We start from the raw sequence: 11,971 nt of genomic DNA on the forward strand, positions 1-11,971 counted from the left end.
GCGGGAGCGGGTGCTACCGCCGGGAGCGATGGAGGTCGCCGTGCCGGGTCGGGAACGGGTCGAGCAGCGCACCACGTGGCATGCGTGGCGTCGTCACGTCGATCTGTGCCGCACCTGCGCGGCCCTCTGTCGGGGCTGACGACCCGACTCCAGCCCTCACACGCCCCGCCGCCGACCGTGCGGCGGTGCTGACTCCTGCGCGCTCTCGGACAAAGGACCACCGTCATGCCCCGATCCCTCACACCGTGGCTCGTCGCCGCTGCCGTGTCGCTGAGCGCGTGCGGCTCGGCGCCCGCGACGAGCACCGCCGACCCGGGCGTCCCGCAGCCGGGCGGCACGCTGCGCTTCGCGGTGAGCAGCGACCAGGGGTGCGTCGATCCCCAGCAGGTCGGCAGCAACGACACGATCTTCTCGCTGCGCCAGGTGGTCGACTCGCTCACCGACCAGGACCCGGCCACCGGCGAGCTGCGGCCGTGGCTCGCCACGTCCTGGGAGAGCAACGCCGACGCCAGCGCCTACACGTTCACCCTGCGCGATGGCGTGACGTTCAGCGACGGCACGCCCCTCGACGCCGCCGCCGTGAAGGCGAACTTCGACGCCGTGCAGGACCTCGGGGCCCGCGGCACGCTGCCGAAGGGCTACCTGGCCGGCTACACGGGCACCGCGGTGGAGAGCCCGACGCGGCTCACGGTGGCGTTCGACCGGCCGAACGTGCAGTTCCTGCAGGGCACGTCGACGCACAGCCTGGGCATCCTCTCGCCCGCGACGGTGGCGAAGAGCGACGACGAGCGCTGCGCGGCGGTGGTCGGCTCCGGCCCGTTCGTGATCGAGTCCTACACCCGCGACGAGTCGATCGTGCTCGCCAGACGGCCGGGGTATGCGTGGGGTTCGTCGCTGTGGCAGTCGCCGGGTGAGGCCCGGCTGGACCGGGTCGAGTTCCGGATCGTGCCCGAGTCCGGGGTGCGTGTCGGCAGCTTGGCCTCCGGCGAGGTGGACGCCATCGGCAACCTCGCGCAGCAGGACGAGGCGCCGCTGACCGCGGCCGGGGCGCAGCTGCTGGGCAGGGCCAACCCGGGCATCCCGTTCGGGATCTCGTTCAACCAGGCCACCCCGCTCGGTGCGGATCCAGCGGTGCGCGAGGCCGTCTCGCTCGCGATCGACCGCGCAGAGGTGGTCGCCACGGTCTACAGCTCGCAGACGAAGCCGGCCACCAGCGCCCTCGCCTCCACGACGCCCGGCTACGCCGACCAGGCCGCGCTGCTCCCGTTCGACCTGGCGAAGGCGGGGTCCGTCCTGGACGCCGCGGGCTGGCTGCCCGGCCCGGACGGCATCCGGGCGCGGAACGGCACGCCGCTCACGGTGGAGCTGACCTGGTACTCCAACTCGCCCGCCAACCGGGCCGCCGTCGAGCTGATCCAGCAGCAGGTGCGCAAGGTGGGAATCGACCTGCAGCTGCGCGAGAAGCCGATCTCGGAGAGCACACCGACCCAGCAGGCAGGCGACTTCGTCGCCAGCTGGGGCAACCTCACCCGCGCCGACCCCGACATCCTGCGCAGCCAGTACTCGACGGCAGGCAACAACTACTACCGGCTGCCGCCCGGCCCGATCGACACCCTGCTCGCCGAGCAGGCGGCACAGCCCGATCCGGCGGCCCGGGCGGCCATCGTCGCGCAGGCGCAGCAACTGCTGGTGCAGGAACACCACACGATCCCGGTCGTGGAGCTGACGACGGTGCTGGGCGTTGCGCCCGACGTCCAGGGAATCCTGTTCGACGCGAGCTCGCGCATCCAGCTGCACGACACCTGGAAGGTCCAGCCGTGACCGGTCGCTACCTGCTCCGGCGGCTGCTGGCTGCGGTCGGGGTGCTCTGGGCGGCGTTCACGGTGTCGTTCGTCGTGCTCTACCTGCTGCCGGGCGACCCGGTGGCCACGATGGCGAGCGGCGGCCTGGACGGCGAGCCGCTCCCGCCCGAGCAGCTGGACGCGCTCCGGGCCCGCTACGGGCTGGACCAGCCGGTGCTCGTGCAGTACGGCCGGCGCCTGCTCGCGGCGCTCACGGGGGACTTCGGGACGTCGATCCAGAACGGGCAGGACGTGCGCTCGGCGATCCTCGGGGTGCTGCCCCCGACGCTGCAGATCTCGGTCGCCGGGCTCGCGGTCGCGGTGCTCTTCGGCGGCACGGTGGCGCTCGTCGCCACCTACACGCGCGCGCTGTGGCTGCGGCAGCTCCTGATGGCGCTGCCCTCGCTCGCGGTGTCGCTGCCCGTGTTCTGGGTGGGGCTCATGCTCGTGCAGGTCTTCGCGTTCGGGCTGGGCCTCCTGCCGTCGGTGGGCGCGAACGGCCCGGCGGCGCTCGTGCTGCCCGCGGTGACGCTCGGGCTGCCGACCGGGGCACTGGTGGCGCAGGTGCTCGCGAAGAGCCTGTCGCAGGCACTCGGCGAGCCGTACGTCACCACCGCGCGCGCCAAGGGCGTCGGCCGCGCCGGCATCCACCTGCGGCACGCCCTGCGCAACGCGGCGCTCCCCGCGCTCACCGTCCTCGGCTACGTCGTGGGCAACCTCCTCGCCGGGTCGGTGGTGGTCGAGACGGTGTTCACCCGGCCGGGCCTCGGCCGGCTCACGGTCGCCGCCGTCGGGGTGCAGGACATCCCGCTCGTGCAGGGGATCGTGGTGTTCGCCGCCGCGGTGTTCGTGCTGGTCAACCTCACGGTCGACGTGATCTACCCGCTGCTGGACCCACGGATCGGGGCGACCTCATGACGGAGCTGCTCGTACGGGAGCCGGTCGCGGTTCCCGAGGCCGACGAGGCGCCGCCGCGCCGGGAGGGCCGGGTCCGGTTCTTCCTGCGCAGGCCCGGGCTCGTGGTCTCCGTGGTCTTCGTGGCACTGGTGGTGCTCGCGGCGTTCGCGCCGCAGGTGCTCGCGCCCGGCGACCCGGCCGCGGGCGTGCCCGCGCTGCGGCTGCAGCCACCGGGCACGGCGGGCGTGTTCGGCACCGACTACCTCGGCCGCGACGTCTACACCCGCGTCGTGCACGGCGCGGCGCTGTCGCTGCAGGCCACGCTGATCGCGGTGACGGTCGCGCTGGTCGTCGGCGGGCTGGTGGGCGTGCTCGCCGGGTTCGTCCGCGGCTGGCTCGACGAGGTGCTCATGCGCCTCGTCGACGTGCTGCTCGCGGTGCCCGCGGTACTGCTGTCGCTCGCGCTGATCACCGCGCTCGGCTACGGCACGGTGAAGGTGGCGGTCGCGGTGGGCATCGCGAGCGTCGCGAGCTTCGCCCGGGTGATGCGCGCGGAGACGCTGCGCGTGCGGCAGTCCGTCTACGTCGAGGCGGCGCGTGCCGTCGGCACCCGCTGGCACGTCACGCTGCTGCGGCACGTGCTGCCGAACGCGGCCGGGCCCGTGCTCGTGCTCGCGGTGCTGGAGTTCGGGCTCGCGATCCTCGCGGTCTCGTCGCTGTCGTTCCTCGGCTACGGCGCGCCGCCCCCGGCTCCCGAGTGGGGCTCGCTGGTGGCCGAGGGACGCAACTACATGGCCGTGGCCTGGTGGCTGTGCGCCGTGCCGGGCGCCGCGATCGCGGCCACCGTGCTCGCGGTGAACCGGATCTCCCGCGCCCTCGACGGGGAGCGGGCCCGATGACCGACCTGCTGCACGTCGAGGACCTGCGCGTCTCCTACGCCACCGCAGGCGGCCTCGTTCCCGCCGTGCGGGGCGTCTCGTTGGCCGTCGCGCCGGGCGAGGTGGTCGCCGTCGTCGGGGAGTCCGGGTCGGGGAAGTCGACGCTGGCGCACGCCGTCGCGGGGCTGCTCCCCGGTACGGGCCGGGTCGACACCGGGCGGATCACCCTCGCCGAGCAGGAGCTCACGAGCCTGTCCGACCGGGCGTGGCGCACCGTGCGCGGGCGGCGGATCGGGCTCGTGCCGCAGGACCCTGGCGTCGCGCTCAATCCGGTGCAGCGGGTCGGGGCGCAGGTCGCCGAGGTGCTGACGGTCCACGGTCTGGCCGACCGCCGCAGCGCCCCCGCTCGGGCCGTCGAGCTGCTGGCCGAGGCCGGCCTGCCCGACGCCGGGGCCAGGGCCCGCCAGTACCCGCACGAGCTGTCGGGCGGGATGCGCCAGCGCGTGCTCATCGCGATCGCGATCGCCGCGCGCCCGCAGCTGCTCGTCGCCGACGAGCCCACGAGCGCACTCGACGCCACCGTGCAGCGGCACATCCTCGACCGCCTCGACGAGCTCGTCCGCGCGTCCGGCACGGCCGTCCTGCTGATCACCCACGACCTCGGGGTCGCCGCCGACCGCGCCGACCGGCTCGTCGTGATGCAGGGCGGGCGGGTCGTGGAGCAGGGGCCGGTGCGGGAGGTGCTCGCCGCGCCGCGCGATCCGTACACCCGGCGGCTCCTGGAGAGCGCGCCCGGGCTGCCGCGGAACGTGCACGCACGCCCGACTCGCCGTGTCGAGACGTCGGACTCGCCGGTGGTGGAGGTGCGGGACCTCGTGAAGGAGTTCCCTCTGGGCCGGGGCCGGATCCGGGCCGTCGACGGGGTGAGCTTCTCGATCGCGCGGGGCGAGACGCTTGCGCTGGTCGGCGAGTCGGGCTCCGGCAAGTCGACCACGGCCCGGCTGGTCCTGCGTCTCGCCGACCCCACGTCGGGCACGGTGGAGTTCGACGGCACCGACATCACCCGCGTCCGCGGGCGGGCCTGGCGGGATCTGCGCAGGCGCGCGCAGCTGATCTACCAGAACCCGTACGCCTCGCTGGACCCCCGCTTCTCGATCGCCGAGGTGATCGCCGAGCCGCTGCGGGCGTTCCGGGTGGGGGACGCGCGGTCGCGCCGGGCGCGGGCCGCCGAGCTGCTGGACCGGGTCGCGTTGCCGGGGTCCGTGCTCGACCGGCGGCCCGCCGAGCTGTCGGGCGGGCAGCGCCAGCGGGTGGCGATCGCCCGTGCGCTGGCCCTCTCGCCCGACCTCGTGGTGTGCGACGAGCCGGTGTCCGCGCTCGACGTCAGCGTGTCGGCGCAGGTGCTCGACCTGCTCGCCCAGCTGCAGGCCGACGCCGGGCTCACGTACCTGTTCATCTCCCACGATCTCGCCGTGGTGCGCCGGATCGCGCACCGCGTCGGCGTGCTGCGCGACGGGGAGCTGCTCGAGCTCGCACCCACCGAGCAGCTCTTCGCCGACCCGCAGCACGAGTACACGCGCGAGCTGCTCGCCGCGATCGCGGGGCAACGCGTCATGGAGGAGACGGCATGAAGATCCTCGTCCTCACGCTCATCACGAACGGGCCGGACCCGGTGACCGGTCGCACGCCGACGCCGAACGCGCGGCTGCACCGGGTGGTCGACAACGCGGTGCTCGCCGAGGAGCTGGGCTTCGACGGATACGCGGTGGGGGAGCGGCACGAGCGGCCGTTCCTGTCGTCGGCGCCGCCGGTGGTGCTGTCGCACATCGCGGCGCTCACATCGCGGATCACGCTGTTCACGGGCGTCACCACGCTGTCGCTGCTCGACCCGGTGCGCGCCTACGAGGACTACGCCACCCTCGACCAGCTCGCCGACGGCCGCCTCGAGCTGATCATCGGCAAGGGCAACGGCGCGGCGCAGGCCCAGCTGTTCGACGTGACCGCCGACGACCAGTGGGACCGCAACGCCGAGGGCTACGAGCTGTTCCGCAGGCTGTGGCGCGAGGAGCGCACGACGTGGACCGGCCGGTTCCGCCCGCCGCTCGTCGACGCCGAGACGTGGCCGCCCCCGCGCCAGCACCCGATCCGCGTCTGGCACGGCAGCGCCACCAGCAAGGAGTCGGTGGAGGTCGCGGCCCGCTACGGCGACCCGCTGTTCTCGGCCAACGTCACCAACCCGATCGAGCCCTACGCCGAGCTGATCGCGTACTACCGCGAGCGCTGGGCGGCGCACGGCCACGACCCGGCCGACGCGCTCGTCGGCGCCGGTACGGCCGCCTTCCACATCGCGAAGACCTCCCAGCAGGCGATCGAGGAGTTCCGGCCGGTCTTCGCGGCACGGCTCGCCGCCGCGGAGCGGTTCGGGCTGCCGATCGTGTTCGCAGACGTCGAGGACTTCGTCGAGCGCTCGTCCGCGCTGGTCGGCAGCCCGCAGCAGATCATCGAGAAGGTGCTGCGCTACCACGCGGTGTTCGGGCACGAGGTGTTGCACCTGCACCTCGACGGCGACGGCCTGTCCCCGCGGCGGCAGCGCGAGCTGCTGGAGACGTTCCAGTCCGAGGTGGCGCCCGCGTTGCGGGCCGCCGTGCCGAGCCGTCCTCTCGCCGGTGCGGTGCCACGCGACGTGGACGACGCGCGGCCCGCCGACTCACCGGTGGGCGTGGCGTCATGAGCGAGTTTGCGAGCGAATCATCGGTACCGCGCATCCCCCTGTCGATCCTCGACCTCTCCCCGGTCCCGGCCGGAGGCACCGCGGCCGATGCGCTGCGCAACTCCGTCGACCTCGCCCGGGTCGCGGAGCGGGCGGGCTACCGGAGGTACTGGGTGGCCGAGCACCACCTCGCGTCCGGGGTGGCGTCGTCGTCCACGCCGGTGCTGGCGGCGCTGATCGCCTCGGCCACGTCGCGGATCCGGGTCGGCTCCGGCGCGGTGCAGCTGCCGGTGACCTCGCCGCTGCAGGCCGCCGAGCAGTTCGGCACGGTGGCGGCGCTGCACCCGGGCCGGGTGGACCTGGGACTGGGCCGCTTCGACATCCACAAGATCCTGCGGCTGGCCGGCACGGCTCCGAAGCCGGACGCCGAACCGCCGCCCGCCCCGCCGTCGCGGGTGGTGGACGGGCTCCTGATCCCGCCGCCCGCCCGGTTCCGCGGCGACCTGTCGACCTACGTGCACCTCGCCCGGCTGCTCGGGATCCGCGAGGAGGACCCGGCGCCCGACTACGACACGCAGGTCGGCGCGATCCTCGACTACCTCGGCGGCGCCGCCCGCCGCCCCGACGGGCAGCCGGTCACGGTGCCTGCCGCGGAGGGCGCCGACCTCGACGTCTGGATCCTCGGTTCCAGCCCGGGCGAGAGCGCGCAGGTCGCGGGCGCCCGGGGCCTGCCGTTCGCGGCGAGCTACCACACGTCCCCGGGCACGGTGCTGGACACCGTCGACGCCTACCGGCGCGCGTTCCGGCCGTCGGCCCGCCTCGCGGCGCCCCACGTCGTGGTCTCGGCCGACGTGGTGGTCGCGGACACGCAGGAGCGCGCGGAGGAGCTGGCCGCGCCGTACGCGCAGTGGGTGCTCGACATCCGCACCGGTGTCGGCGCCCGGCCCTACGTCGCCCCGGGGCAGGCCAGGGCCCGGGAGTGGACCCCCGCCGAGCGGGCGATCGTCGCGGACCGGGTCGACACCCAGTTCGTCGGCTCGCCGGCGACCGTCGTCGAGGGGCTGGCCACGCTCGCCCGCGTCACCGGCGCCGACGAGCTGCTGATCACCACGATCACCACGGAGCACGGTGACCGGGTGCGCAGCACCGAGCTGCTGGCCCGCGCGTGGGCGGAACACGCCGGTCGGCGGGTGGGTTGGAACGCAGAACAGAACCAGGCGGAGGCCGTCATCCGATGAGCGAGCTTGCGAGCGAATCAATGTCACAGCGTCCGCGCGAAGCGTCGGCCGAGCCCAGCGAGGCCGCACGATGAGTCCATTCACCGAGGCGCGGATGCACCTCGCCGTCGAGCTGACCGCGGCAGGCCGGCACCCCGCGGCCGCGCGCTGGGCCCGGCTCGACCCGGCCGTCCTGCTGAGCGCGGTACACCACGTGGGCATGGTGCGGACGGCCGCGCGGCGCGGCCTCGACCTGGCGCTGCTCCCGCACACCTTCCACCCCGACGGCGGCCCGCTGCTCGACGCCGTGTCGCTGGCGGCGCGGATCGCGCCGGTGGTGCCGGGGATCGGCCTGGCGCCGACCGCGACCGTGACGCACACCGAGCCGTTCCACCTCTCCAAGGCGATCGCGACGCTCGATCTCGTGTCCTCCGGCCGCGCCGGCTGGGAGCCCGCCGTGTCGCGCACGCAGGTCGAGGCCGACCTGTTCGGCCGCAAGCCCGCGGCGCCGGCCGCCGAGCTGTGGCGGGAGGCCGCCGACGCCATCGAGGTGGTGGTGCGGCTGTGGGACTCCTGGGAGGACGACGCGGTGATCCGCGACGCCGCCGCGGGCCGCTACATCGACCGCGACAAGCTCCACTACATCGACTTCCGGGGCGAGTTCTTCTCCGTCAAGGGCCCGTCGATCACGCCGCGGCCGCCTCAGGGGCACCCGCTGGTCGTGGTGCGCGCCGACGAGGACGAGGCGCTCCCGGTGGCCGCGCGCTGGGCCGACGTCGTGCGGATCGCGGCGCCGGATCTCCCGAGCGCGGCGGCCGCCCGCGAGCGGATCCGCTCGGCCGCTGCCGACGCCGGTCGCGACCCCGACGACCTCACCGTGCTGCTCGACGTCGAGGTGCACCTGGCCGCCGACCGCCACCGGGCCCGCCGCGACGTCGCCGAGCTGGACGCGCTCTCCGGTGCCGAGCTGCCGGCGTCGTCGGTGCGCGTGCTCGGCCCGCCCACCGACCTCGCCGACCTGATCGGCGCCGCCGTGCGGACGCGCGCCGCCGACGGCGTGACGCTGGTGCCGCTCGTGCTGCCGGCCGATCTCGACGTCGTCGCCGACCAGGTCGTCCCGCTGCTCGCCGGGCGCGGCCTCCTGCGCACCGGCTCGGCGGGCGGCTCGCTGCGCGCCCGGTTCGGGCTGTCCCGTCCGGCCAACCACTTCGCTGGAGCGAGCTCGTGACCGTCAAGAAGCAGATCCACCTCGGCGCCCACTTCCCCGGCGTCAACAACACGACCGTCTGGAGCGACCCCCGCTCCGGCAGCCAGACCGACTTCGCCTCGTTCGTGCACTTCGCGCAGAACGCCGAGCGCGGGCTGATGGACTTCGTGTTCCTCGCCGAGGGCCTGCGGCTGCGCGAGCACCGCGGCCGGATCCACGACCTCGACGTCGTGGGGCGGCCCGACACCTTCACCGTCCTCGCCGCGCTCGCCGCCGTCACCTCCCGGATCGGGCTGGCCGGCACGATCAACACCACCTACAACGAGCCCTACGAGCTGGCGTCGCAGTTCGCATCGCTCGACCACCTCTCCGCGGGCCGCGCCGCGTGGAACATGGTCACCACGTCCGACGCGTTCACCGGGGAGAACTTCCGCCGGGGCGGGTTCCTGCCGCGCGAGCAGCGGTACGAGCGGGCGGCGGAGGTCGTCGCGGTCACCCGCGCGCTGTGGGATTCAGCGCAGGGGGACTCCAGCGGCACCGGGATCGAGCACCACGGCCCGCACTTCGACGTGCGCGGCGGCTTCCCGCTCTCGCCGAGCCCGCAGGGCCACCCCGTGCTGATCCAGGCAGGCGACTCCGCGCAGGGCCGGGACTTCGCCGCCGCCACGGCCGACGCGATCTTCACCCTGCACGGCACCCTCGAGGCCGGGCGGGCGTTCTACGCCGACGTGAAGGCCCGGCTCCCGCAGCACGGCCGCAGCGCGGCCGACCTCAAGGTGCTGCCGGGCGTCACGTTCGTGCTCGGCGACACCGACGGCGACGCCCACGAGGAGGCCGCGCGGATCCGCCGCCAGCAGGTCTCCCCGCAGACCGCGATCGCGTTCCTCGAGCAGGTGTGGGGCCGCGAGCTGTCGGAGTACGACCCGGACGGCCCGCTGCCCGACGTCGAGCCGGACGTGGACAACGTCTCGATCACCCGGGGCCGGGTGCGGCACGCCCGCGACCCGCGGGCCGTCGCGCAGGAGTGGCGCGACTACGCCGCCGCCCACGGCGGCCTCTCGATCCGCGAGGTCGTGATCGAGAAGACCGGGCGGCAGTCGTTCATCGGGACGCCGCGGACCGTCGCCGCGCAGATGGACGAGTTCGTGCAGCGCGACGCCTGCGACGGCTTCATCCTGGTGCCGCACCTGACGCCCGGCGGCCTGGACCGCTTCGTGGCCGAGGTCGTGCCCGAACTGCAGGACCGCGGCAGCTACCGCACCGAATACCCCGGACCGACATTGCGCGACCACCTCGGCCTGCGCCACCCGCACGCACCGCTGACCCGGAAGGAGAGCGCTTGATGACCACCCTGGAATCCCCGCTCCAGCAGGAGTGGGCGGCCTGGCACCGCGAGCGCGAGGAGCAGCTGAGCACGCCGCACGGCTGGCTCAGCCTCACCGCCCTGCACTGGCTCGACGGCACGGCCCGCGCCTACGACGGCATCCCCGGCACCTGGCGCGCCACCGGCGACGGCGCGGTGGAGCTCACCGCCGCCGGGGACGCCGCCATCGACGGCACACCCGTCACCGGCACCGTCCGGCTGGAGCCCGTCGACGGACAGCCGGGCGTGCTCGTGGAGATCGGGGACCGTCGGGTCGAGGTCATCCGCCGCACCGACGCCTACGCCCTGCGGGTCCGCGATCCCGAGGCGATCACGCGCACCGCGTTCAGGGGCGCGCCGGCCTTCCCGGTCGACGAGCGCTGGGTGGTCGACGGCAGCTTCGAGCCGTACCCCGAGCCGAAGCAGCTCACCGTCGGCGCCGTCGTGGACGGGCTGCAACACTTCCCGACCGCCGTGGGCGTGGTCCGGTTCGAGCTCGGCGGGGCCGAGCACGAGCTCGTCGCGTTCCCGGGCAAGACCGGCGGCCTGTCCCTGCACTTCCGCGACGCGACGTCCGGGGACAGCACCTACGGCGGCGGCCGCCAGGTCGCGTTGCCCGACCCGGACGCCGACGGCCGCGTCCGGATCGACTTCAACCGCACCGTCAACCTGCCGTGCGCGTTCACCGCCCACGCCACGTGCCCGCTCCCACCGGCGGAGAACCGGCTGGCGGTGGCGGTGGAGGCGGGGGAGCGCACCCCGCCGCGGCCCGACCTGCAGGCGTGACCGTCACGGTCGAACCCGCCACGCTGCGGGAGGTTCTCGGGCACTTCGCATCGGGCGTCGTCGTCGTGACGGCGGCAGGCCCGGACGGGCCGCTCGGCTTCACGTGCCAGTCGTTCGCCTCGCTGTCGCTGGAGCCTGCGCTGATCAGCTTCTCGCCGGCGCGCACGTCGTCGACGTGGCCGCGGATCAGGGACGTCGGCGCGTTCTGCGTGAACGTGCTGGCGGCGGACCAGCAGCACCTGTCCGCCGGGTTCGCGCGTTCGGGAGTGGACAAGTTCGCCGGGGTGAGCTGGTGGCCCGGGCCGGACAGGGCGCCCGTGCTCGACGGAGCGTGCGCGTGGATCGGCTGCACGCTCTGGCGGGAGTACGACGGCGGCGACCACACGATCGTCGCCGGCCGGGTGCGCGACCTCGGGGCCGACGCCACCCGCACGCCGCTGCTCTTCCACCGGGGCCGCTACGGTCTCGCCACGCACCTCGAGGAGGACCGTTGACACGAGTGCTGGGTGTGGTCGCCGGGCCGGAGCCCGGCGGCCGCACGGCCACGGCCGTGGCCGGCGTGCTCGCAGGCGCCGAGAAGGCAGGCGCCACGACGTCGCTGCTGGAGCTGTCCGAGGCGGGCGCCGACGCGGTGATCGCCGCGTTCGCCGATGCCGACGCCGTCGTGTTCGGCAGCCCCGTCTACCGGGCCACCTACAGCGCCCTGCTCAAGGACCTCCTCGAACGCACCGAGCGTGGGAAGTGGGGCGAGTCCACGGCACCGCTGCAGGGCAAGGTCGCCGCCACCGTGCTCACCGGGGCGAGCGGGCACCACTACCTCGCGCTGGGCGACCTGCGTGACGTGCTCGCCGGGTTCTTCGCGGTGCAGGTCCTCTCGCCGGGCCTGTACCTCGACCACGGCGGCTACGTCGACCGCACCACCCTCACCGAGCAGAGCGCCGAGCTCGCCGCGAGGCACGGCGCGGCCCTCGCCGACCTGGCGGCGGCGGTCCGGGCGTCTGCGGCGCTCCAGGCGATCACGCCACAGATCTGAAGGTTCAGGAAAGCCACATTCAGGGCCACGCAGTTCCTG

The 11,971-nt window shown here is 74.4% G+C and carries 11 protein-coding genes; all 11 read left to right on the forward strand.

Annotated elements, in window-relative coordinates; all coding sequences use genetic code 11:
- Positions 1-225 precede the first annotated feature (225 nt).
- The 11 genes from FHX44_RS28515 (at position 226) to FHX44_RS28565 (ending at position 11,932) form a co-directional block, all read left to right on the forward strand.
- Entirely contained in the window at positions 226-1,821 is a 1,596-nt protein-coding gene (locus FHX44_RS28515) for an ABC transporter substrate-binding protein (protein WP_147258612.1), read from the forward strand.
- Entirely contained in the window at positions 1,818-2,759 is a 942-nt protein-coding gene (locus FHX44_RS28520; protein ID WP_147258613.1) for an ABC transporter permease, read from the forward strand. Before FHX44_RS28515 ends, FHX44_RS28520 begins: the two co-directional genes overlap by 4 nt.
- The gene (locus FHX44_RS28525) at positions 2,756-3,637 is read left to right on the forward strand and encodes an ABC transporter permease (RefSeq protein ID WP_147258614.1); all 882 of its coding nucleotides are present in this window, start codon (positions 2,756-2,758) and stop codon (positions 3,635-3,637) included. Before FHX44_RS28520 ends, FHX44_RS28525 begins: the two co-directional genes overlap by 4 nt.
- Positions 3,634-5,247, forward strand: a complete 1,614-nt coding sequence (locus FHX44_RS28530) for a dipeptide ABC transporter ATP-binding protein (protein WP_147258615.1) — start codon at positions 3,634-3,636, stop codon at positions 5,245-5,247. The genes FHX44_RS28525 and FHX44_RS28530 overlap by 4 nt, the downstream gene beginning before the upstream one ends.
- The gene (locus tag FHX44_RS28535; RefSeq protein WP_147258616.1) at positions 5,244-6,347 is read left to right on the forward strand and encodes an LLM class flavin-dependent oxidoreductase; all 1,104 of its coding nucleotides are present in this window, start codon (positions 5,244-5,246) and stop codon (positions 6,345-6,347) included. Before FHX44_RS28530 ends, FHX44_RS28535 begins: the two co-directional genes overlap by 4 nt.
- Complete coding sequence (locus tag FHX44_RS28540; protein ID WP_147258617.1) at positions 6,344-7,564, forward strand: LLM class flavin-dependent oxidoreductase; 1,221 nt, start codon at positions 6,344-6,346, stop codon at positions 7,562-7,564. The genes FHX44_RS28535 and FHX44_RS28540 overlap by 4 nt, the downstream gene beginning before the upstream one ends.
- A 70-nt stretch (positions 7,565-7,634) precedes the next feature.
- Positions 7,635-8,771, forward strand: a complete 1,137-nt coding sequence (locus FHX44_RS28545) for an LLM class flavin-dependent oxidoreductase (protein ID WP_212612685.1) — start codon at positions 7,635-7,637, stop codon at positions 8,769-8,771.
- Positions 8,768-10,093, forward strand: coding sequence for an NtaA/DmoA family FMN-dependent monooxygenase (locus FHX44_RS28550; RefSeq protein WP_147258618.1), 1,326 nt, complete (start codon positions 8,768-8,770; stop codon positions 10,091-10,093). Before FHX44_RS28545 ends, FHX44_RS28550 begins: the two co-directional genes overlap by 4 nt.
- The gene (locus FHX44_RS28555) at positions 10,093-10,899 is read left to right on the forward strand and encodes a DUF1684 domain-containing protein (RefSeq protein ID WP_147258619.1); all 807 of its coding nucleotides are present in this window, start codon (positions 10,093-10,095) and stop codon (positions 10,897-10,899) included. The genes FHX44_RS28550 and FHX44_RS28555 overlap by 1 nt, the downstream gene beginning before the upstream one ends.
- The gene (locus FHX44_RS28560; protein WP_212612686.1) at positions 10,896-11,393 is read left to right on the forward strand and encodes a flavin reductase family protein; all 498 of its coding nucleotides are present in this window, start codon (positions 10,896-10,898) and stop codon (positions 11,391-11,393) included. Before FHX44_RS28555 ends, FHX44_RS28560 begins: the two co-directional genes overlap by 4 nt.
- A 5-nt stretch (positions 11,394-11,398) precedes the next feature.
- Positions 11,399-11,932, forward strand: coding sequence for an NAD(P)H-dependent oxidoreductase (locus FHX44_RS28565; protein WP_246171010.1), 534 nt, complete (start codon positions 11,399-11,401; stop codon positions 11,930-11,932).
- Positions 11,933-11,971: the final 39 nt, after the last annotated feature.

Origin of the sequence: Pseudonocardia hierapolitana (assembly GCF_007994075.1) — a bacterium.
Lineage (GTDB): Bacteria > Actinomycetota > Actinomycetes > Mycobacteriales > Pseudonocardiaceae > Pseudonocardia > Pseudonocardia hierapolitana.